Source organism: Mesorhizobium sp. ISC15 (genome assembly GCF_037162615.1).
Lineage (GTDB): Bacteria > Pseudomonadota > Alphaproteobacteria > Rhizobiales > Rhizobiaceae > Mesorhizobium > Mesorhizobium mediterraneum.
This window is the reverse complement of record NZ_JAVSPX010000001.1, coordinates 5,774,886-5,796,632: the sequence shown is the minus strand read 5'-3', so window position 1 is coordinate 5,796,632 and position 21,747 is coordinate 5,774,886. Positions and strand designations below refer to the sequence as shown.

Sequence of the window (21,747 nt, the reverse complement as noted above, 5' to 3'; positions counted from 1 at the left end):
TTGCCTAGCCATGCAACAGCGGCGTTAAGGCCGGTATGACGATCCTGACGACCGACAGGTCGCCGAGCGGTCTAGTATCGAGCTGAATCATGTACACTGTGTCGATTCCTGCGCCCTCGATCTGTGCGAGAAGAGCGGACATCCTATTTCCGGCGCTGGTGTAATTCTGCCCGGCAATCGCTTGGAAATGTACGTCGCGAGGGCCGTCGGACAGGAGGCGTCGGTGCGCCGCAATTTTTTGCCAATCGGGATATTTTGGATAGGACGCACGCGTCAGGTCATCACGGGCGCCGGAGATCGCCGTCAGTCGCGACTGCGCCGCCTCGTAGATTGCGTGAACGATCGCGGACGCGGCATCGAAACCTGCAGCCGAGCCCTCTGCCGGATGGTGAAGAATTGCAGTTTCCGGCGGCCGATCCTCCATGAGATGGCACCAGATCACCGGTAGTCCCAGCGGTGAGGGGGCGTGCCAAAGCCCGACCAGCAGGCCTTTGGCTTCCAGGCTTTCGAGAAGGCTCGCAACTGTCGGATCGTCGATCGTTCTCGGGTCAATTCGACGGCGCTGGAAAAAGCCATGGATTCGCTCCGCCCGCGTGAGTGCGTCGCGCTCGATGCATTCCATTATCCCGTGCAGAATAGAGTCCGTTTCCTCGAAGGAGGCCGCCAGGCCGGACGTCGATGAAGCGAAGATTTCCTCGTGGGGCCGCGGCGGGAACACGTAGGCAGTGTGTACAAGCTCGAATGGGACCCAATCCTGCAGACCACCCTTGAGGATATTCTCGGCATGAATCCAAGCTATCTCCCTGCTGCGCCAGCCCGGGTCGACACCTGGCTGGAGATGGGCTTCGAATCTTTCAGGAGGAATATTCAGGGAGTCTGCGGAGGCCGCGATGGGGTCGTAGTGCGCCAAGCGCTCGGCAAAGTAGGACTCTGCGGCCTCGAGAATGGCCGATACCGCAGCTTCGGTTCTGGTCGACCCCTTGCCTTGCGAAACGGAATTTAAAAGGGAGAAAGGCCTGACCGCCTGAACCACGGGTATGTCGAGCACGTCGAGACCTGTGATGTCTGCAATCCGTGTGATGCCCAAGAGCTCGCGCATCGTCATTAGCCGCATGAGTGCTTCGCGCGGCGGAGGACCCGAGCGCTCGTATCGTTCCAGCATGGAGGCTCCCGATCTCCCAGCCGCGCAGGCTAGTGGCGCAGGCTCGGTTCTAGATTGACGTACAACGCCGCGCCTTGCTCGATGGCTGATTTCGCTAGGTCGACGCGACTGCGGTACTGCCGGGATAGTTCCTCTGATACGCCCCATGTCCTGAGCATCTCGTATGCATTGAGCAGGATTGGCACCGCGTTTTGCTCATCGGCGGTAGCCAGGCTTTTGGAAAGCGCGGCAACAATTTCCATGCCTGAGGAACCTCTAAGTAGAAGGAGATGGGCCTTTCGCCGATAGAGTTCGGCGAGCCAAGAAAGACTGCCACCTGCTTCGGCTTCCGCAGCCGCGGAAGAGACAAGCGTAAGGGCCTCGTCAGTCTCGCCTGTCCGGGCCAGAAGCTCTGCCAGCATGCCGTAGTAGACAGGATAGTCTTCCGGCGTCTGGAGTTCGCCGTGGATCGCGAGACCCTCCTTGATCTGGTCCCTGCCTTGCTCTATCCGAGCAGCATTTCCTTCGCACCAGCCTTCGAGAATTTGCGCCAAGGCGGCAAGGGAGGGCAGATGGTGGCGCTTCGTCAATTCGCGGATATCGGCGATGACGCCTCGCAGCGCCGAGAAATCGCGGCGATAGCAATCAAGCATCGCTTCGTTGATGTAGACATGGGCGATACTACCAACATGCGCCGTTTGCATTGCCCAGCGCCTGGCTTCAGCCAACGACCGAACTGCGCTTGCGGCCCGGCCGGTAAACCATTGAGAGAGACCCCTATGCGACAGGCCGCAGACCCTGGCGTCGTGGCCGCCGAACAGAGTGGCATTCCCTGCCCTTTGGCCCGTCCCATAGAGCGCAAGTCCTTCGTCGACCGCCGCGATGCAGTTCTTGTGATGCCCAAGATTGAATTCGATTGCCCAAACGCAGTGTCGGGCCTGAAACTGCACTTCGGGGTCGTCGACATCCCTCAGGTCGGTGAGGACGGTCCGTGCGCGTTCCCCGTCGATGGTGGGGCCGGTGAACCACCAACCCCAGTAGATCGGAAACCACTTCGCACGCTCGCCGGGTGGCCGCCGCCTGGCGATCTCTACCCCGTCCTCGTAAAGTTTGCGGGCCGGCAGCGAGTTTGGACCTTCCGTGGCTGTAAGTATCGGCCCGAGCGGCATCATCGCGGCGAGGCGCAAAACATCCTGCTTGTCCGGCCTTCTCACTCGCTGGCAAAGGGTCATGGCATGGTCGAGAATCTGTCTCGCCTCGGCCATTGCAGAGCGGACGTAACTTTCCCGGCCGGCTGCGATGAACTGATCGATCGCTTCCTCGATAAGGCCAGCGCGTTCAGCATGTTCTGCCAGTTCAGCCGTACCCAGCCACGGGGCCAGATTTCGGTCGCGGCCGACAGCGGAGAAAAGCGACTGATGGAGGGCCTGCCGTCTCCTCCGCAGCAATGCATTGTAGATTGTCTCCCGGATCAGGGCATGACGAAATCCATAGTCGGGCTCGCCGGAAGGCCTGACCCGGATCAGGAATCCCGCCTCGATGAGGGTGTCCAGTGCATTCCCGATCGTCTCGTCACTGTATTCCGGCAACAGCTTCTGGAGCAATTCCAGATTGAAACGATTGCCGGCGACGGCGGCCGCTCGTGCCACATCCCTTGCAGGGCCCAAGGCTTCCAGCCTGGCTTGAAGGATGCCTTCAAACACCGATATTCGGCTCGATGAGCCGGCTGGCGCAAGGCGATCCGTTATGGAGGCTGCATTCTCGGCGATCCATTGGCAGATTTCCTCGATGAAAAGAGGCACGCCCCCGGTTACCTCCTCCACCATGCTAATGAGTTCCGAATGCGCGGCTGACCCGATTTCCGGCCGCATGGCCATGATTGCCTGTCGCGTTTCCTCGCGATCGAGCGGCTTCAGAGTAATATGCGGCAAGTCCCGGAACCCTGAAAAAGTCTCAGATCCAGGTCGCGCAGTCATTATGAGAAGCACGGGCACCCGATGAATGAAGAGTGCAAGTTCCGCCAGCAATTGCCTCGACGTGAGGTCGATCCAATGTATGTCTTCGACCACCAGGATGAGTGGTCCGCGTTCGCATATGGCTTCTATGCTTCTGCGAACTGCCCAGGCGGCTTTCTCCCGGATGACCTTGAGATCAGCCTCCTTCAGAGCGGGATTCGATCCTTCAGCCCCAAGTAGAAACGAGAAGATGTCGACCACTTCGTCATCGTGAACGCCTTGATTTGCGAAGACCTCCGCTACGTCTGAAGTCTCCAGCCGACCCTCTTTGCCAGCGAGGTCACTCCGAACATTTTGCAGCAGAGGATAAAGGGCCGAGTGGGAGCCGCCGGGCTGGCATTGAAAAAGCAGCAATTTTGCCCGCTGAAAGCGTGTCCTCTTGCGGACTTCATAAAGCAGGCGAGACTTGCCGATACCGGCCTCACCCTGAACTAAAATGACGCCGCCCTTGCCGGCGACGGCATCATGCCAACATGCGGCGATGGTGGCCAGTTCGTCCCCACGGCCTATAAACGTATTGTTCAAGCGCCCGAAGGCGAAGAAGCGGTCAACGTCCCGCTTGTGGCTGATGGCACGCCAAGTCCGCTGCGGCTCCGCGAAACCCTTAATAACGTGAATGCCACGAAAACTGAAAACGTGGGACCGCCGCGCCAGATTTCGGGTCTCATCGGACACCAATATTGCATCCGGATGAGCCATAGCCTGGAGCCGCGTCGCCATGGCCAAAGCAGGGCCCGTGACGCTGGCATGCGCCGGGTCACCGCCGTCCCCGTGAACGAGGGTCATGGATGTAGCAATCCCGACCCGAACATGTAGGTCCGTATGGTCTTTCTCCAGCCCGACCCGCTTGCACGCTTCAATGATTTCGAGTCCTGCCCGGATCGCTTGCGAAGCCGCGTCCTTTGCCTCCATCTCTGCTGGAAAAAGTGCGACACCGCCGTCGCCGGCCTCGCTCACGACAACGCCCGAGTACGATGAGATTGCCTGTCTTGCCGCACGCCGAAAGGCCGACATCAGTTCTTCATAGTCCTCGATATCCAGAACTGCGAGCAGGTCGGTTGATCCGACCAGATCATAACAGAGAGCTGTCATAACGCGCCGCTCGCTGCGAACGTCGGACACACTACCGTCGACCTTGCTCAGAACGCCCTTGGCAAGGGCCACGATTGGAGGCTCTACTCGACCCTTTTCCGACATGCTACGGTGCCTTGGCTGGCGGAGTGGGAGCGATACTATCAAATGCGCTAATATTCACCAGAGCGCTCGGACGACCCTCATCATAAGCGATACTTCGGACGATGTGCGTCACGCTCGCTGACCGCCGGTTAGCCTGATGGCATCTTCTCGAACGTCTTCAACCCGGTTTCCATCGTGTCCCAGGGGAGGGCCCGGATACCGTAAGTCACCACGGTCGGATTGAACCGGCCCGGATCGTCAAGGCTTGCTGCATGGACCGTGATCGGGTCCGGCATGGCGGTGTATGTCAGGTAGACAGGGGTTCCGCAGACCGGGCAGAAGGAATGGATTTTCACATTCCCGTTGTCCGCCGCAACACGCCACTCCGTCGTCGTGCCGGTGATCGTCACGTCCGCTCGCGACGAAAACGTCAGATAGGATCCATGACCGGTGCCGCTTCTTTTCTGGCAATCACGGCAGTGGCAGTGGTTCTCGAAGATGGGGGTTGCCTTAGCCTCGTAGCGAACCGCGCCGCACGCGCATCCGCCGGTGTAGAGAGTGCTCATGTGCTCGGCTCCCTGTTTCGCGGTCAGGCCGCCCGTTCGGACGCGCGCGGCTTCGCGAAGACATCGATCGCTTGACCCGTTTCGAGGAAGGATTTCAGGCTGGAGAGGACGATCGGCCAGCCGCGCTTGATGCCGTTCGCCATCCCGCTGCCGGCTTCGAGCTCGTCATGGGTGACGGTCAGCCGGACCATGGCCTCGTATTCCTCGACCTCGAAGGTCACCCGGCTGTAGCTCGCCGGATCGGACGCTTGCGAAGCGTTTGCCCAGGTGATGACGAGACGGGTCGGCGCGGAGACCTCGATGACTTTGCCGACGAGCTCGACGCTCCGCTCATCATTGGCGCGGATATGCTCCCAGCTCGAACCGGGCTTCCAGTCAGAGACGTTCTCGTGGCCCCAGTAGCGCCGTGCGAGGTCTGGTTTCGTTATGGCCTCAAACACCTTTCCCGGCGTCGAAACGATATAGTAAGTAAAGCTGATCGCTTCCTTGGTCATTGCTAGGCTCCTTTTTGTTTCACGAGCATAGGTAGATGAGGAAACCGCGATCGTGTGAGTGACAATCGTGTCGCGAATGGATTCTGATATGACAGAAGGTTGATGCATGATGCGCTGGCACCTTGCTCATGGACGGCATCTCGATCTTGGCGCGAGATCGTTGCTGATGGGGATTTTGAACGTCACGCCCGACAGTTTTTCCGACGGGGGAGAATTCGATCGGCCGGAGCGGGCGATCCAGCAGGCGCGGCGCATGATCGGCGAGGGTGCGGCGATCATCGATGTCGGCGGCGAGTCCACCCGGCCCGGCGCCGGGGCCGTTTCGGCGCGCGAGGAACAATCGCGCATCCTGCCGGTCGTCGAGGCGCTGTCGTCCGACGGCGGCAGCCTGGTTTCGGTCGACACCTATCGGGCCGAGACGGCGCGTCTGGCGGTCGCGGCGGGCGCACATATCGTCAACGACGTGCATGGCCTGCAGCGCGAACCCGACATCGCGCATGTCGCGGCGGAAACCGGCGCCGGCCTCGTCATCATGCACACCGGGCGCGGCCGTGAAAAACTGGCGGATGTGATCGCCGACCAGTTCCTGTTCCTGAACAGATCGCTGGAGATCGCGCGCCATGCCGGCATCCCGGATGATCGGATCGTGCTGGACCCGGGCTTCGCCTTCGCCAAGGATGGAGAGGAAAACCTTGAGCTCATGGCTCGCTTCGGCGAATTGCGCGCTCTCGGTTTTCCATTGCTGGTCGGCACGTCACGCAAGCGTCTTGCCCGTCACCTGGTCGGCGGAACTGACGAGGGGCGCGACGTCGGCACAGCGGCGACAAGCGTCATCCTGCGGTTGAAGGGCGCTTCGATCTTTCGCGTGCACAATGTCGCGGTCAACCGCGATGCGCTGGCTTTCGCCGACGCGGTGCGCGAGCGCGAGACCGCGGAATAGAAGAGCGCGTCAGGCGGGCTCGGTCACGACGCCGATCCGCCGGTAGACGAATGGTTCGTCCTTCGAAGGAACTGCCGCAGCACGCTGGGCTTCGTCGATCAGCATTGCCATGCGCGCATGGATTGGCGATTTCGCGCAAGCCGGGTCCGTCGCGGCGGCATCGCCGGCGATCGCCATCGCCTGGCAGCGGCAGCCGCCCCAGTCGATTTCACGCCGTTCGCAGCTGCGGCAGGGCTGCTGCATCCAGTCGGTGCCGCGAAAGGCATTGAATGCTGGCGAATCGGTCCAGATATCGGCCAGGCTGCGCGGTCCAAAACGCTCGAAGCTGAGCGACGGGATGGTCTGCGCGGCATGGCATGGCAGCACGGTGCCGTCCGGCGTCACCATGAAGGCGTCTCGCGCCCAGCCACCCATGCACGGCTTGGGATAGATGGCGAAATAATCCGGCGGGACGAAATCGATGTTCATGATGCCGGTCAGCCGTTCGCGTGCCGCCGCGACGATCTCCGCCTGCCGTTCAACTGCATCGCGCTCAGGCATCAGTTGATCGCGATTGGTCAGCGCCCAGCCGGCATACTGCACGTTGGCGATCTCGAGCCGCTCCGCGCCCAGTGAAAGCGCTAGATCGATGAATTCCGGCACTTCCTCGATGTTGTGGCGATGGATCGGCGCGTTGATGGTGAGCGGCAGGCCGGCCGCGCGAGCCCGGCGTGCCGTCTCCAGCTTCTTTTCGTGGCCGCCTTTGTGGTTGCCGATGCGGTCGGTGGTCGCCGGCCGTGCGCCTTGAAAGCTCAGCTGCAGATGGTCGAGCCCGGCTTCGGCAAACGCCTCGATGCGGCCTTCGGCAATGCCGACGCCGGCGGTGATCAGGTTGGTGTAGACCCCGCGCGCCGAAAGCCCGGCGATCAATTGCTCGAGGTCGCGACGCAGCGTCGGTTCACCGCCGGACAGATGCACCTGGAGAACGCCGAGATCGGCCGCCTGCAAGAACAGGTCGAGCCAGGTCTGTGTGTCGAGTTCGCGATTGGCCTTCAGCAATTCGAGCGGATTGGAGCAATAAGGGCATTGCAGCGGGCAGCGATGCGTCAGTTCCGCCAGCATGCCGATCGGAGGGAGAAGGGGCTCGCTCATAGCTTCACCAGCAGCTTGTCCGACCATTCCTGCAGGAAGGCGACGACGTCGGCGGCCACGGCCTCCTGTTCGGCGTCATATTCCGCCGCAAGGTCGGCAATGATGTGGCCGACCGTCGATCGCCCATCGCAGCGGCGCAATATGTCGAGGCTGATGTCGTTCGGCCAAAATATTTTTTCGGGCGAAAGCACGGCGAACGCCTGCCGCACCGGGTCGTGCTGTATGCGCACGTGCTGCGGCAGCGATGGCACCAACTGCGGCGACACAATGGCTCTTTCGCGCAGCGCCATCATAGGGCTGCCTCCGGACGAAAGGCGCCGGGCGGTATGTTTCCCGGCTCGCCATAGGCGTGTTGAAGCGCGTCGAGCATGGCCCAGAGTATATCGCATTTGAACACCAGCGCATCGATCGCCTGCTGCTGGCGTTCCGCCGTGTCGGCATGGCCGAGCACGTAAGCGAGGGCGAAGTCGGCGTCCCGCGAGGCCTGTTCGGGCCGTCGGCTGAAATAGGCCAGCGTATCCTCGGTGATGTAGTCGTATTTGGCCAGCATCGCCGGAACCCGCTCGCCGATGATGAGCGGCGAGAACATCTCGGTCAGCGACGAGGCGACCGCCTCGAACAGCGTCCGATTCGTGCAAAAGGAGAGGTAAGCGCCGACCGCGAAACGTGTCGCCGGCAACGCCAGCCTTTCGCTCTTCACCGCGTCGGCATCGAGACCGAGCGAGGTCGCCAGATGGAGCCAGCGCGCAATGCCGCCGCTCCAGCCGTCCTCGCCGTCGTGGTCTTCGATGCGTTTGCGCCAGGCGGCGCGAAACGCCGGGTCCTCGGCACGCGCGAGGATCATGGCATCCTTGCGCGGAATGACGGCCTGGTAGCAATAGCGGTTCAGCGCCCAGGCCTGCATCTCGGTCCTCGACAGCGCACCGCTGGTCATCCTGTGATGGAAAGGGTGGCGGTTGTGATAGCGCTCGGCACCGACCTGACGCAGCACGGCTTCGAGCTGGCTGGAGGACAGGCCGTTCCTGGCCGCGTCGTGGAAATTGCTCAAAATTCCATCTCCATCCCGTCGCGGGCGACTTCCCAGCCAGCCGCTTTGACCGCTGCGTGTTCGGCGGAATTCTCGTCCAGAACAGGATTGGTGTTGTTGATGTGGACGAAGACACGGCGGCCGATCCTCACATCGGCCAAGCCGGCGATCGAGCCCGCGTCTCCCGACATTGCCAGATGCCCCATGCGCGCACCGGTTTTTTGGCCGACGCCGGCGGCAATCATCTCGTCGTCCATGTAGACCGTGCCGTCGAACAGAAGGCAGGCGGCATTGGCTAGGCGCGCGCGCAAGGTCGCATCGATGCGCGCGCAGCCCGGTACATAGAAGACGGAGCCGCGCCGGCCGGCGCCGGCGATACGGACGCCAATCGTGTCGCCGGCGTCGGAGCTGAAATTGGCGTCCGGCTGGCTTCTTTCCTCGAGATAGAGCGCTATCTTCCCGGGCACGGGAAAGCTCTCGACAGCAACGCCGGTGTCGTGGCCGTCTGCGTCGCAGATCGCCAGTTCTTTCGCCGGCGGCAAGCTGCGTCGCGGCACCAGCGCCGGATCGAGAACATTGAAAATCGAATTCGCCTCCAGCGTCGCCAGAACCTGTGTCGTTGCATAGATAGCGAAAGGCTGCCGCTCACGCAGGCTGAGCAGCCCGGCGACATGATCGACATCGGCATTGGTCAGCACCACCGCACGGATAGGCGTCGAACGCAGCGGCGCATCGTGCGCGGGCTGCAATTCGGGCGTTTGCGCAATCTGTTGGCGAATATCGGGCGAGGCGTTGAAGAGAACCCAGCCGGCCCCGTCCGCTGACGCGGCGATGCTTGATTGGGTTCGCGAATGCACGCCAGCCACCCCGCTGCGAGCCGCGCGGCTCAGGCGATAGTTGCAATTCCATTGCGGAAAGCCGCCGCCTGCCGCCGAGCCGATGATCTTCAAGCGCATTGCAATGCCCGCTCTGCGGCTTGTTCAACCAGCAGGAAATTTTCGGCCGTGAATGACTTCGCGCCCGCGTCGAACGCGTCAACGCCTTCCACGAAGATCTCACGCGGCAAGAAAGTGCGTGTCCCCGTTGCCAGGGACACGCACCTCTGCGGCCTACTTCTTGGGAGGAATTTCAGCAGGCAGATACCGCGAAATTTCGAAGCCCGCAGCGACTTGGCACATGGTCGGTTTTGTCCAGCTCTTCTTCATGGCATTTCTCCTCTTCTACCAGCCCGAAGGGGCCGATCCTTTTCTCAGTCAACCATTGCTGGGCACCATTGCAATGGCTCGTCCATCAGCTCTCAAAATGGACAAATGAAACGGTAGGTTCTGAAAAATCGAAAAACAAGACGTTCGAAAATAACAATGCTCATGCTTCAATTGCTGATCACGTAAGGCTTCTTCTCCTCCAGCGGAAGGTTTGCACCTTCCCATCCATCGGCGCCGAGCGGATACCAGATCACTGAACTGTAGCCCCATTCGACGGCCCGTTTCGCGGCATTCCAGGACATCCAGCAATTCGTCATGCAATAGAACAGGATAGCGCGCGACTTGTCGGCACCGGCTTCGGCCGCGAGGCCTTGGCGAAAATAGCTGGCGGTCTCCTCGGAGATAGCGCCGTAACCGACGTTGGCCAGCCAGATGCTGCCCGGGATGTCCTTTCTGATCGCCTCTCTCCAAATCGTTCCTGCCGGCAAATTGGCCGGCTTCGGCGTGTTCGGCATGACGTCGAAGAACACCGCCTTCTTCTCCCGCCAGAGCGCCTCGGCCTCTGCCGTCGTCACCACGCTCGCGCCTTGCAGCGTCTGCGGCACCGGCGCCCGATATTCGTCCATCCGGTAGCCGCCGGGCTCGGCGATATCGCCAGCCCACATCGGTTCGGTCAGACTGAGAAGGCCTGCAGCGACCAGCAAAATCGTCTCCTTTCCCTTCATACCGGCATCGTCATTGCGTGATCGGGTTATCGTGCTCGTCGATCAGCGGCACATTGTAGTCCAGCAGGATCCTGTTGATCTCCGCCTGGTTTTCCCTGATCACCCGGTTGAGCGACCGCTTCCATTCCTGGTCGGATGGACGCACGCCCATGGTGATACGATAGGACATGCGCGAGCCGGTTTTTTCCTTCACCAGCGGAACGATCGTGAGGTCGGCGCCGAGTTTCTTGGCATAGTAGCCTGCCATCGGTCCCCAAATGACCGCCGCGTCGATCTTGCCGGCGAGCATGTCCTTGATCATGACCTCCCCCATGGAAGGGGTGAGGCGCGTATCCACCGCCAGCGGATAGATTTTTGCCGTTCGCAAGAGCTTGTTGGCAGCCATGTTGGCAGTCGGTGGCGTGCTTTCGACGACACCGATCTTCTTGCCGGTGAGTTTCGGATCCTCGATCGTCTCGACACCTTCCATGCCGTTGCCCTTCGGGTGCACCAGCACATAGGAGGAGCGATAGTAGGCGTTGGTGTTCTGCACCAGTTCGTCGCCCTGGGCATAGCCCATGATGATGTCGCATCGGTTGGCGACCAGCGTGTTGCGCACGAAGCCGGCGACAACGGGAAACCATGTGTAGGCGACGGACTTCCGACCGGTTTTAGCTGCAACCAGTTCGGCCAGCTTGTTTTCGAAGCCTTCGCCGCTCTTGTCGGTGAAAGGCATGTTCGAAGGATCGGCGCAGACGCGCAGAATATCGGGGTCGACCAGTTCTCCTGCGGCACCAAGGCCGGCGTCCTGCGCCTTGGCGTTCGAAGGCAGCAAGGCGAGTGCGCCGAGGATCGACAGGACAAAGCGCAGCTTCAACGCATCGCGGCCAATCATATCATCCACCCATACAGGATGCTTCGGCATCCTTCGCTGCTTGTGGCTTGTCTGCTTTCTTTGGCGGCCTGCCGCGGGGCGCCGCACCGTCGGCGCGGGCGCGGAGATAAACGTAGAGATCGTCCATGTAGCAATAGACGTTCTTGTTGTCGCCAAAGGCAGGCATGACATTCTCCTTGCCGCCGCCGACATTCTTGCGGCCTTCGGCGACTATCGAGAGGAACGTGCCGTAATCCATGGTTTTCAGGCTGTTGACCAGGGCCGGCGCATAGCTCGAACCGGTGCCGTCCGGTCCGTGACAGACATGGCAATCGGAGTGATAGCGGCGATAACCGCTGAACGTGTACCAATCCACGGTTCCGTTTTCGATCTTGTAGGTCGGGTTTCCTTCCGCGTCGAAATGTTTGCCGGCCTCTTCCGTCACCGCCTTGGCTTTTTCCGCGCTGTCCTCGGCCTGCGCGAGACTTGAGCTTGCCAGAGGCAGCAGAGCCAGGGCGAGGGCGGAAATTACAATGCGAACGGACATTCAGTATCTTCCTTCATTTGCCACGGACACGGGCTTTTCTGTCGTGAAGCGGCATTGATCGATGTTTTGGGGCGCGGCGAAATCGAGAGCCCGGTCCTGGCTTCCCGGTGATCCGGGCTCTCGCTTTTCAAGCCTTGGTCTTTTCACAAGACCCGAGGCGTGTGCCTAAGGTTCCCGTGTGTCAGTCCGGGAGACCGAAGACGGTGAGCTGACCGCCCAGCGTCGTGTAGTCGGCCAGTGCTGCGTAGCCACCGACCGCTCCCAGACCAGCAGTCCCAACGACCGCAGTCTCGTCGCCTTGCTCACGGCCCTGATCGACGGCGCCATGCCAGGCAGCGGCGTTTTCGGGCGAAAGCAGTCCACCTGCCAGACCGATACCGGCCCATCCGCCGACGCCGGACAGAACGGCGATGTACTGCTTGCCGCCATGCTCGTAGGCCGTGATGTTGCCGATGATGCCGGACGGGGTCTTGAACTTGTAGAGTTCATTCCCGTCATGATCGACCGCCTTGATGTAGCCCTCGAGCGTGCCGTAGAAGACGACGTCGCCGTCGGTTGCCAGCGCGCCCGACCACACCGAGAACTTCTCGGGCTTCGACCAGACGATCTCGCCCTTGGCAGCATCCCAGGCAATGAAGTTGCCCATGTGGTCGGCTCCAGGGGGAGGATACATCGACACCGTGGCGCCCACGTAAGGCTGACCGGCAGTGTAGCTCACCTTATAAGGCTCATAGTCCATGCAGACATGGTTTGTCGGCACGTAGAACAGGCCGGTCTTCGGCGAATAGGCCGCCGGTTGCTGGTCCTTGGTTCCAAGCGCCGCCGGGCAGATGCCCGTCGTGTTGGTGTCTTCGCCGTTCGCCTGGGTCGAATATTTGGCCACGACCTGCGGGCGGCCATACTGGTCGCTGCTGGGGTCCATGTTGACTTCCGTCGCCCAGTTCACTGCCGGATCGTATTTCTTGGCGACGAGAAGTTCGCCACTGGCGCGATCCATGGTGTAGGCAAAGCCATTGCGGTCGAAATGCACCAGCACGTCGCGCTTGGCGCCGCCGACCTCCATGCCATCGACGAGAATCATCTCGTTGATGCCGTCAAAGTCCCATTCGTCATGCGGGGTCATCTGGTAGAGCCATTTGGCAACACCAGTATCCGCATCGCGAGCCATGATTGTCATGGACCAGCGATTGTCGCCTGGGCGCTGGACCGGGTTCCATGTCGAGGGATTGCCGGTACCATAGTAAACCAGGTTCAGCTTGGGATCATAGGAATACCATCCCCATGTCGTGCCGCCGCCTGTCTTCCACTGCTCGCCTTCCCAGGTGTTCGTGCCGGAATCCTTTCCGACAGGTTTGCCGAGATGGGTGGTCTTCTCGGGTTCGATCAGGGTGTCTGCGTCCGGACCTTCCGAATAGGCTTTCCAGGCGAGCTTGCCATCTGCCAGATTGTAGGCGGCCAACCAGCCGCGAACGCCGAATTCAGCGCCGGAGACGCCGACCAGCACCTTGTCCTTGACGACTACGGGTGCTGACGTGCCGGATTCGCCCTTTCCGCCGTCGGTCTGCTCGCCGTTCTTGACTGACCAGACGACCTTGCCGGTCTTGGCATCGAGCGCCACGACGGTGGTGTCGGCCTGGTTTAGAATGATCTTGCCGTCACCATAGGCGACGCCACGATTGACCGTGTCGCAGCACATGATCCCAATAACATTGGGGTCTTGCTTGGGCTCGTATTTCCAGAGGATCTTTCCGTCATTGTTGAGATCGAGAGCATAGACGGTGTTCGGGAACGGCGCGTGGACATACATCACATCGCCGATAATCAGCGGCCCGCCTTCATGGCCGCGCAGCACGCCAGTGGAGAAGCTCCACTTGACCTGCAGGTTCTTCACGTTGTCCTTGGTGATCTGGTTAAGTTTGGAAAAGCGGGTGTTGGCGTAGTCACCCGTCTGCATCACCCAGTCCTTGGGGTTTTCGGCCATTTTCATTAGTTCTTCATTGGCCGACGTCATGTGGACCGCGCCGAACGACATGAGCGCCGCGGTCGTTAGTAGGTAGGCAGTTTTCGCAAATACACGCATCAAAGTCCTCCCAGGGTTCACAATGACGAATCGTCCGTTGAGCCCACGAGGGCTTGCCCAAGCGATTCATGTGGGGGAAGTATTTCCGGCAGCGTGTCACGACCTAAGCCGAATGAGCAGAGGGCACCGTTACTGCCCATCCCACTTGGCCTACGAAAGACTGTCGCCGCTCCCTAATGACGGTGACGCCCTTGAAGCCGGAAACAGGATGAAGCTATGTCATCCCCAAGCGGAAGGCAAGAAAAATCACTTCCGTCTATGTTGCACTGCAATATAGAGAAATAGATATGAAAAAACTCATACAGAAAGCTATTGATCGACTGTGAATGAGGCTGGATTTATATAAGTTACCCAATTTTGCGTATTTTTTGGACGGAATGTATTAAGTTTTATTTATGAATATTCATTGGATCGTGTGAAATTAAGTATGCGCGTGTCGCTCGGGGTGCCGATAGTGGAGGAGACATGAAATGAAGGTCGGCACCGGGATTCGGAGGGGGTGATCGTGTCGTCGAGGAGGCCTTTTGCCGGCCGGCACGGCCCTGCTCCTTTGGTACTATACGGCCTGCATGAGAACTTGACTGGCGTGGTGGCACGAGGCCAACTGGTGCTGTGATCTGTCTCGATCCATCGGGCTCGATCCATCGGGTCGATCTATCGCGTCCAGACCAATCGGAGGGTTCCCCATGCTCAGATATGTCGGCTTTTCGACCTTGCCGCTGTTGCTTACATCGGCCCTGGCCTTCGCCAATCCGGCCGGCGCCGCCGGAGATTATCCGACGGTGACGGTTGTCGACTATGTGCTCGGCTGCATGCAGACGAATGGCCAGACACGTCGGGCGCTGGAGAGCTGTTCCTGCTCGATCGACGTCATCGCCTCGATCCTTCCGTTCGAGGATTATGAAAGGGCCGAGACCTTCAAGAGCATGTCCCTGACGACAGGGGAGCGTTCGGGACTGTTTCGCGAAAGCGCGCCGGCAAAAGCCGCGAGCACGGAACTGAAGCGCGCGCAGGCGGAAGCCGACGTGCGCTGCTTTTAAACAAACGCGTTGCGCACGCGGCTTCAGAGCCCCGTAGCCTCCAGTGGCCATTGATTGCGAAATACCTTGCCATCCGTATCGATAGCTTCGACCTGGATTTGGCCATTGCCGTGCGCCGTGAAATCGAATCGGAAATTGGGATCTTCCGAAATCGATATTCCACCTTCCATCGAGAGAATCGGCCGGTCTGCCTGCGAGATCGATAGTTTCTGAACAAAATGCGCGGGGATGAAATACTGGGTCAGCGGGTTGCGCTGCAGGCCCGAATTGTTCGGGTGCCGGATCATCAGCTGCAATTCCTGTGCCTTTGTCATCGTCTCTTGAGGCGGGAATTGGCGCAGCTTCATCTGCCCCATCGTCGCCAGCGCCTCGTCCTGGTTCTTGACCGCCGGGGCCGAGCATCCGCCCGATGCCTTGACGAAGGTCTGAGCCATGTGGAGCTCGCCACCCTGCGTTTCTGCTATGGCACGCAGATAGGAATAGTCGTTGACGCGCACGCGCGTCGACAGATGCGTCACGCCGGCGTCCTTGCCGATCTGGAACGTCGCCGCCACCGGTGCCGGATTGACGTCGATGATCAAGGTGACGGATTTGATGCCGTCAGGCGCCTTGGCGGGGTCGATATAGATGTCGACGGGCACGATGGCGGCATCCTGCGCCCGCTTCGGTGCCTCGATCCTGACGACGCCGCTATCGACCAGAATTGCCCGATCGCCGAACACGTCGCCTTTCAAATCCTGCCAGATACTGTCCGAAGATGCGGTTGTTTGCTGCGCGTTGGCGGCTCCGGAGGAACCAACGAGCGTGCCAGCAGCCAGGATGATCGCGGCAAGGATGGCTGCGAGCGGCAAGGCGGGCTGCCGGCTCCGGTAAGCGTGGTTCTGCATTTCGATGCCTCCACCAATGTCAGAGAGGTGGTGCCCAGGCTGATGTCGAGGATAAGCCCTTGACGATGCGTTGGCAAATCGATCGACCTCGTCCACTTCCAGCGCTTGTCGTGCGGTCTATTCCCATTCGAGTTCGGCAAAGGCGGCCGTTGCATTGCGCTCATTGTACTCGTCGAACAGATGCCAATTGCCCCGTTCGCTTGCGCCGGCGGTCTTGACGGACTCGCTGAGCGGCATCCCGTCGGCGATCGCCTTGCGAATGTCGCGCGCCAGAACCTCGAAATAGCGCCGCTCCGCCGTCAGCGCCTCCGGCCAGTCGGCCGGCACCGGGCCATGACCCGGCACGGCGCGCGCGGCGCCGATCGCGGCGAGCGCATCCATCTGGCGAAGCCAGCCGAGCAGCGATCCGTCGAGCGTCGGCAAGGAACCGACGAAAACGAGATCGCCGGCAAACAGCGTGCGGGTCGCGCTGTCGAAGACGGTCAGGTCGTTGTCGGTGTGCGCCGCTTTCCATGCCTGCAATTCGAGCACGCGCCCGCCGAGGTCGAGCTGCAGGCGATCATCGACCAGCATCGTCGGCGGTATGATCTCGACCCCTTTCATGAGCGCGTCGCCGATCTGTTGGCGAAAGCTTTGCAGGTAGAACGCGCCGCGCGCCTCAAGCGCGCGCGGCAGATTGTGATGGCCGACGATGGTCGCGCCGATCTCCCGGAATGCCGCGTTGCCGAAGATGTGGTCGGGGTGCATGTGGGTGTTGATCAGGTAGCGAACCGGCTTGGGGCTTATTTTGCCGATCGCGGCGATGAAGGCGTTCGCCTCGACCATGCTGCCGCCGCTGTCGATGACGGCAACGGCATCGGTCCCGACGACGACGCCCAGGTTAGAGATCGCGCCCTGGTTGGCGGCGTTCATCAATTCATCCACGCCCTGGAAAGCGAAGACGCCGTCGGCGACTTTCCTGACCGTGACTTCAAGGCCGCCGGCAGCGGCAAGAGCGGCCCGCCCGAGGCAACAGGGCAGCATCGCGGCGCTAACCGCGGTGCAGGCGAAGCCGCTCATAAGCTTGCGTCGTACCCTATCGATCGGCATGGCTTCCCCCGATATGCATTCGAGCTGTAAGGCGATCAGACCACGCCCGGAAATTTTTGGTGGAAAGACCGCAAAAGGTCGCTCATCACCTGTGGATTGCGATAGTGCCGCGGCAGCCTTACGTCGAACATGCCGAGCACATGGGCTGGCCGCTGCGCGAGCACGATGATGCGATCCGACAGCATCAGGGCCTCGCGCAGATTGTGCGTGACCATCAGGGCGGTCGTAGGCCGCGCCGACCACACGGTCAAAAGCAGGTGCCGAAGCCGCTCGGCGGTCCGTTCGTCGAGCGAGGCAAAGGGTTCGTCCAGGAAAAGCACTGCCGGTTCGGTGGCGAAGGCCCTGGCCAGCGCTGCCCTGCGCGCAAGGCCGAGCGAAAGCTCCGCCGGATAGAGCGAGCGCATGCCGGCGAGACCGAGCGTGTCGAACAGCCCGTCGAGGTTCTTCGTTCTCAGGCTTTTCGGCAGTGCCAGCCTGACATTCTGCTCCACTGTCCGCCATGGCAGCAGAATCGGCTCCTGGAATACGGCGGCGATCCGGTTGGAGCCGCCTTCAGGCAGTTGGAAGGAGCCGGAAAAATCTTTGTCCAACCCAAGCAGGATGCGCAGCGTCGTGGTCTTGCCGCAGCCCGACGGCCCCAGCAAGCAGGCGAATTCGCCTTGCCGGACCTCGAACGAAAGGTCCTGGAGCGCCGTGATCGAGACGCCCTGCGCGGACCTGAAGGTCTTTTCGGCGATGTCGACCCTAAGCGGGACGACGGCGCCAACGGGTTGCATGTCGTTCAACGGGCTGCACCACAAGAAGTTCGATGACAAGCATCACCGCCACGAAAGCCAGCGTGTAGGCAAGAATGGCGGCGACGTCGAAGAGCTGGAAATAGAGATAGATCTGGAAGCCGACGCCATTGGAACGGCCGAGCAGCTCGACCACCAGGACGATCTTCCAGATGAGGGCGATGCCGGATCGTGAGGCGGCGGCAAGATAGGGCTGCAACTGCGGCAGCAGGACATGGCGTATGCGGTCGAGAAGACCGAAGCGGTAGACGACGGCCATTTCGGCATAGTTCGGATCAAGCGCCCTGGCGCCTTCGCGCATCGTCACCACGACATTCGGGATCTTGTTGACGGCAACCGCTCCAATCGCCGCCGCTTCGTTGAGGCCGAACCAGATGTAGGCGAGCACGATGACCACCAGCGCGGGAATGTTGAGAAACAGGATCACCCAGGGACTGAAGAACCGGTCTGCGCTGCGGTAGCTGCCGAGGGCAACGCCGATGACCGAGCCAACGACCATCGCGATGACATATGCCGCGGCAACCCGGCCGAGTGTCGCGCCGAGATGGTAGAAAAGGTCGCCGCTCGCCGCCTCTGCCAGCAGCACCTGCCAGACCTGTCCCGGCCCTGGAAAGGCACGGCTCGGCCAGGCATTTGCCGCAAAACCCCACAGCAGGCAAAGCCCGAGCAGAGAGACCGCGACCGTCAGCACGGGTGTCAGCGCCGTTGCTAGGCTGGATTGGCTGCCGGCCGCAGCACCAGGCGTGCGATCGCCGGTGTCGGGTGCGGTCATTTCGGGGGTTCCTGCCAGAACGTGCCGGGCGCCATTTCGGGCGCGCGGCCGACCAGCTTTTCGCCGCCGATCTCGGCCAGCACGCGGTAGAGCTTGCCTGCGTCGGCCGCATCCTCGGCGACGGGGCGTCTGGGAATGCCGTCGCGATAGCGGTCACGCAGTTTTGCCAATTCCTCGCCTTGTGCGCGGATAATCGGCGCAAGGCGCAGCCACTCATCGTCGGATCTGGCCAGCAAGTCCTTGGACTGCGCTGAGGCCTTGATGAAGCCCCTGATAGCGTCCGGATTCTCGTTCGCCCATTTGTCATGAAAGACATAGCCGAGCGCCGACACCGCGCCCGAGGCCCCGAGCGCTTTCGCCGCATCATCCGCGCCGATCAGCCGACGAAAGCCGTTGGCCTCGAGCCGGGCGCAAAAATGCCAGAAATTGAGCACCGCATCGAGTTCGCCTTGCATCGCCTTTTCCGAAATCAGCGGCGGCGCGCCAAAGACGATGTCGCTGGTTGCCGGCAGGTCGAGGCCGTGATCGCGTCTGGCCAGCGCCTGGATCAGCAGCCAGCTTTTATCGAGAGGCCCGCCGGCGACGCCGATCTTTTTTCCCTTGAGATCGGCGATCGTCCGGACCGGCGATTGCTCCTTCACCATGATCGCCCCGACGGCGGTCGAATAGGGGACCAATGTGAGGTCGACGCCTTCCGAGCGCTGGCGCGAGACCCACAACCAGTCGGAGACGATGATGTCGATCGCGCCGGCCAGCATCGCGACGTTGGTTGCATCCTCGCCGGCGAAATCGACGATCTCCAGATCGATGCCGTTGGCTGCATCGAACTTGTGCTGCTTCATGGTGTCAAGCGCCCAGCTCACGGTGCCGAACTTCAGCACGCCGATGCGAACCTTGCCCATGGCGAAGGAGGGGGTCGTGGCGAAGGAGGGCCTTGAGACAAGCGCCGCGGCTGTTCCAAGAGCTGCCAGACGGAGCGTTCCTCGACGCGAAATCATCATGATGCCTCCTCCCGGGCCAGGATAAGCCGGGCGCCGATCAGATCGCACGGTCCTTGCTCGGCGAAGCGCATTTCCAGCGCTTGACCTTGAGGGTCGGGTGTTCCTGCGACCATTTCGCGATTTCGCTGGGCGCCAGCATCATACATTGGAACAGAGAGCCACGGCTCTCGAAATAGAGATGTTCGTCTCGGCAGTTGCCCGGATTGGCAATCAGGCAAACCGTTAGTATGAGGTCGACCATATCCATTCAGCACCTCTTGCGCGCTTGAAGACGCCCGCTTCGGCGAGATCCGGCTCGATCTGCGAGCCTGGACAAAATCGCCAACTGCCGGAGTCCCGAGGTGCCCATGGAAAACCGGAATGGTTTTAGGCTACGCGTTCGCCCAATGGCCGTCAATAAAGGCGAATGGACGGGGCGCCGAAGCCTGAAACAAAAAAACCCGCCTCGACGGCGGGTCGTTGGCGCAAATCAGCACCATGAATAAATTCCTAGCATAGCTGCCGTCACAAAGCAATGAAAATACGAGGGCAATCGCTTCAAGCATAAACGTTCACTTAACGACATAGAGGCCGGGCTTGCCGCGACCGAGATAGGGCCGATACATCTGCTGCAACTCGCCGACGTCGCAGCTAACAAGTCGACCAATGGTTTCGAGATCGAAACCAAGGGTCTCGCTGTGCATCCTCAAAAGCGCGGGGAAGATCGACGGTTCTTCATAAGGGAAGTCAGTTTCGTGAGGCTCTCTAAGCCTCCAACCCATGGATGCGATCTTCTTCCAGGCATACTCACTTTGATGTCGAGTAATCGCATCGATTGCGCCAGCCCGATAAAGCAAAAAGGCCATCGACATTTTCCAGTGCGCCTTTTGGAGCGCCAGCCATTCCAGCGAGATGCCCGCCCGTCCAATGAACTGACGTCGAAACTGCCTTTCAGGAACCATCAGTTCGGCTGCAAAAGCATTTGCCTCATCTTCAATGTTTTCCGTTGGGATGCGATGCATGATTACATGCCCGAGCTCATGAGCAAGGGATGCGCGCATTCGATCAGGTGGCACGCTTCGATTTAGAAAAATACACGGCGGCAAATCCCGCACGCGCATCGTAACGCCATCGATGCCCTTTTCGAGATCGCACCAGATTATGAGAATTCCGGCCCGCTCACAGTAGTCCGTCAAGTTGGCTATGGGGCCTTCTGGTATGGACCAAGCGCGGCGGATCAGATGTGCAATTTCCTGTGGCCCACCGCCTTCATCAACATCCACATGCGGGAGCGGCAATTCTGGGTGTAAGTCGGCGGCCCGAAGGTATCGCCGAAGGTGGATCAGGCGGATGTTCAGTTCAGCGTGAATCTGTTTGAGAACGCGCTCGCCGACCGCAGCCCTTTTGCGGTGCATGGGATGTACGCTCAATGGCAACCCAGTGAGACCGTCCGTCTGATAGAAGAATGTAGAGGGGAATTGGAGCGCAGCCGCTATCCGCTCCACATTCTCATGAGAGGGGCCATCCGGTAGCAGCCCATTTTCAATGCGCGAGTAGTGACCTTGGTTGAGACCAGCCTTAGCGGCGACCTCGCCCTGACTCGCTCTCCTGTACTGCCTCGCGAGAAGCAGTAGCGATGCATTGAAGGTGGCGTTGGTCACTTCTTATCGTCATCCGTCTTCTTGTCTTGATCCGTCTTCGCCGCCGGCCGCAGGACAGAATCCGAAGCGGGCTTGGTCGGCACCACAGGCGGCAAAGCCACTACGGCAGCGCCACCTTGAGGAAGTTCGAACTTCCACAGAATTTCATTTTTTTCGCGAGCGACTACGCCGATCCAGTCAAGCGCCGTCTGAAAGCGATTGAACACATGAACGATTTCCACGCGGTGATGCCCGACATGTCCAAACATGTCTGCTTGGTGAATGTGAAATAGATCTGCAAGCTGGGTCGGAAAATTTGACGTAAAGAGGCTGAGGGCAGCCTTCTTTAGGCGGAATCTGACCAAATCATCTGCGATGAACGAAACAGTATCGTCATGTGGAACGGGCCGAATGCCTTCATCCACGCTCAGCTCAGCCAAGACGGCCTGAACACTATTTTCCCACATGACCGCCCGCGTCGTGGATGTACGTCGCCACCAAGCCCGGTCAGCGTATCTCTCTTTCAAGTCCTCCCAAGCTTTCTCAATACAAGATCGAATTCGCACGTCCCGTTCATTTTGAGCGAGCACACGCCGAACTACCGCTTCATCTGGATTGGGCATAGATGTTTCCCGCGATTCGATG

23 protein-coding genes are annotated in these 21,747 nt (G+C 60.5%); 3 read left to right on the top strand and 20 right to left on the bottom strand.

Annotated elements, in window-relative coordinates; translation table 11 throughout:
• Positions 1–4: 4 nt before the first annotated feature.
• The 4 genes from RPG13_RS27930 to RPG13_RS27915 form a co-directional block, all read right to left on the bottom strand.
• Entirely contained in the window at positions 5–1,162 is a 1,158-nt protein-coding gene (locus RPG13_RS27930; RefSeq protein WP_337126548.1) for a YcaO-like family protein, read from the bottom strand.
• A gap of 29 nt (positions 1,163–1,191) precedes the next feature.
• Complete coding sequence (locus RPG13_RS27925) at positions 1,192–4,320, bottom strand: ATP-binding protein (RefSeq protein ID WP_337126547.1); 3,129 nt, start codon at positions 4,318–4,320, stop codon at positions 1,192–1,194.
• 161 nt (positions 4,321–4,481) lie between these two features.
• Entirely contained in the window at positions 4,482–4,898 is a 417-nt protein-coding gene (locus tag RPG13_RS27920; RefSeq protein ID WP_095488989.1) for a GFA family protein, read from the bottom strand.
• A gap of 23 nt (positions 4,899–4,921) precedes the next feature.
• Positions 4,922–5,392 carry an SRPBCC family protein gene (locus RPG13_RS27915; protein WP_095488990.1) on the bottom strand — a complete coding sequence of 157 codons (471 nt, stop codon included), beginning with the start codon at positions 5,390–5,392 and terminating at the stop codon, positions 4,922–4,924.
• A 106-nt stretch (positions 5,393–5,498) separates the two neighbouring features.
• On the opposite strand from RPG13_RS27915, the gene folP reads away from it, so the two are divergent.
• The gene (folP, locus tag RPG13_RS27910; RefSeq protein ID WP_127292026.1) at positions 5,499–6,332 is read left to right on the top strand and encodes a dihydropteroate synthase; all 834 of its coding nucleotides are present in this window, start codon (positions 5,499–5,501) and stop codon (positions 6,330–6,332) included.
• Positions 6,333–6,341: 9 nt separating this feature from the next.
• On the opposite strand, the gene pqqE is transcribed toward folP, so the two are convergent.
• From pqqE to pqqB, 4 genes are read right to left on the bottom strand one after another with little or no spacing between them, the layout of a single operon-like run.
• Positions 6,342–7,463, bottom strand: coding sequence for a pyrroloquinoline quinone biosynthesis protein PqqE (pqqE, locus tag RPG13_RS27905; RefSeq protein ID WP_337126546.1), 1,122 nt, complete (start codon positions 7,461–7,463; stop codon positions 6,342–6,344).
• A complete protein-coding gene (gene pqqD, locus RPG13_RS27900) occupies positions 7,460–7,756 on the bottom strand; it encodes a pyrroloquinoline quinone biosynthesis peptide chaperone PqqD (RefSeq protein ID WP_337126545.1) in 297 nt (98 codons plus the stop codon). The genes pqqE and pqqD overlap by 4 nt, the downstream gene beginning before the upstream one ends.
• On the bottom strand, positions 7,753–8,511 hold the full coding sequence (gene pqqC / locus RPG13_RS27895) for a pyrroloquinoline-quinone synthase PqqC (RefSeq protein ID WP_337126544.1): 759 nt from the start codon (positions 8,509–8,511) through the stop codon (positions 7,753–7,755). The genes pqqD and pqqC overlap by 4 nt, the downstream gene beginning before the upstream one ends.
• Entirely contained in the window at positions 8,508–9,446 is a 939-nt protein-coding gene (gene pqqB, locus RPG13_RS27890) for a pyrroloquinoline quinone biosynthesis protein PqqB (protein WP_337126543.1), read from the bottom strand. The genes pqqC and pqqB overlap by 4 nt, the downstream gene beginning before the upstream one ends.
• Before the next feature lie 220 nt (positions 9,447–9,666).
• Here pqqB and RPG13_RS27885 point away from each other — a divergent pair, with 220 nt between their 5' ends.
• Positions 9,667–9,804 (top strand): hypothetical protein, encoded by a 138-nt coding sequence (locus RPG13_RS27885; RefSeq protein ID WP_164547143.1) that lies wholly within the window; start codon positions 9,667–9,669, stop codon positions 9,802–9,804.
• 58 nt (positions 9,805–9,862) lie between these two features.
• Here RPG13_RS27885 and RPG13_RS27880 read toward each other — a convergent pair whose 3' ends face one another.
• The 4 genes from RPG13_RS27880 to RPG13_RS27865 form a co-directional block, all read right to left on the bottom strand.
• Positions 9,863–10,420 (bottom strand): PQQ-dependent catabolism-associated CXXCW motif protein, encoded by a 558-nt coding sequence (locus RPG13_RS27880; protein WP_128285182.1) that lies wholly within the window; start codon positions 10,418–10,420, stop codon positions 9,863–9,865.
• Between the two features lie 10 nt (positions 10,421–10,430).
• Positions 10,431–11,324, bottom strand: coding sequence for a quinoprotein dehydrogenase-associated putative ABC transporter substrate-binding protein (locus RPG13_RS27875; protein ID WP_337126542.1), 894 nt, complete (start codon positions 11,322–11,324; stop codon positions 10,431–10,433).
• A complete protein-coding gene (locus tag RPG13_RS27870) occupies positions 11,296–11,820 on the bottom strand; it encodes a c-type cytochrome, methanol metabolism-related (RefSeq protein ID WP_127292010.1) in 525 nt (174 codons plus the stop codon). The genes RPG13_RS27875 and RPG13_RS27870 overlap by 29 nt, the downstream gene beginning before the upstream one ends.
• Positions 11,821–12,001: 181 nt before the next feature.
• Complete coding sequence (locus tag RPG13_RS27865; RefSeq protein WP_337126541.1) at positions 12,002–13,900, bottom strand: methanol/ethanol family PQQ-dependent dehydrogenase; 1,899 nt, start codon at positions 13,898–13,900, stop codon at positions 12,002–12,004.
• A gap of 686 nt (positions 13,901–14,586) precedes the next feature.
• Here RPG13_RS27865 and RPG13_RS27860 point away from each other — a divergent pair.
• The gene (locus RPG13_RS27860) at positions 14,587–14,940 is read left to right on the top strand and encodes a hypothetical protein (protein WP_095489000.1); all 354 of its coding nucleotides are present in this window, start codon (positions 14,587–14,589) and stop codon (positions 14,938–14,940) included.
• Positions 14,941–14,963: 23 nt separating this feature from the next.
• On the opposite strand, the gene RPG13_RS27855 is transcribed toward RPG13_RS27860, so the two are convergent.
• The 8 genes from RPG13_RS27855 to RPG13_RS27820 form a co-directional block, all read right to left on the bottom strand.
• Complete coding sequence (locus RPG13_RS27855) at positions 14,964–15,827, bottom strand: quinoprotein dehydrogenase-associated SoxYZ-like carrier (protein ID WP_127205136.1); 864 nt, start codon at positions 15,825–15,827, stop codon at positions 14,964–14,966.
• Between the two features lie 117 nt (positions 15,828–15,944).
• Positions 15,945–16,916, bottom strand: a complete 972-nt coding sequence (locus RPG13_RS27850; protein WP_337126540.1) for a quinoprotein relay system zinc metallohydrolase 2 — start codon at positions 16,914–16,916, stop codon at positions 15,945–15,947.
• 35 nt (positions 16,917–16,951) lie between these two features.
• Positions 16,952–17,692, bottom strand: a complete 741-nt coding sequence (locus RPG13_RS27845; protein WP_095489003.1) for an ABC transporter ATP-binding protein — start codon at positions 17,690–17,692, stop codon at positions 16,952–16,954.
• Positions 17,661–18,482, bottom strand: a complete 822-nt coding sequence (locus RPG13_RS27840) for an ABC transporter permease (RefSeq protein WP_337126539.1) — start codon at positions 18,480–18,482, stop codon at positions 17,661–17,663. Before RPG13_RS27840 ends, RPG13_RS27845 begins: the two co-directional genes overlap by 32 nt.
• A complete protein-coding gene (locus RPG13_RS27835) occupies positions 18,479–19,483 on the bottom strand; it encodes an ABC transporter substrate-binding protein (protein ID WP_337126538.1) in 1,005 nt (334 codons plus the stop codon). Before RPG13_RS27835 ends, RPG13_RS27840 begins: the two co-directional genes overlap by 4 nt.
• Positions 19,484–19,520: 37 nt before the next feature.
• Entirely contained in the window at positions 19,521–19,730 is a 210-nt protein-coding gene (locus RPG13_RS27830; protein WP_095489006.1) for a hypothetical protein, read from the bottom strand.
• 304 nt (positions 19,731–20,034) lie between these two features.
• A complete protein-coding gene (locus tag RPG13_RS27825) occupies positions 20,035–21,123 on the bottom strand; it encodes a helix-turn-helix domain-containing protein (RefSeq protein WP_337126537.1) in 1,089 nt (362 codons plus the stop codon).
• On the bottom strand, positions 21,120–21,725 hold the full coding sequence (locus RPG13_RS27820) for a hypothetical protein (RefSeq protein WP_337126536.1): 606 nt from the start codon (positions 21,723–21,725) through the stop codon (positions 21,120–21,122). The genes RPG13_RS27825 and RPG13_RS27820 overlap by 4 nt, the downstream gene beginning before the upstream one ends.
• Between the last annotated feature and the right edge of the window lie 22 nt (positions 21,726–21,747).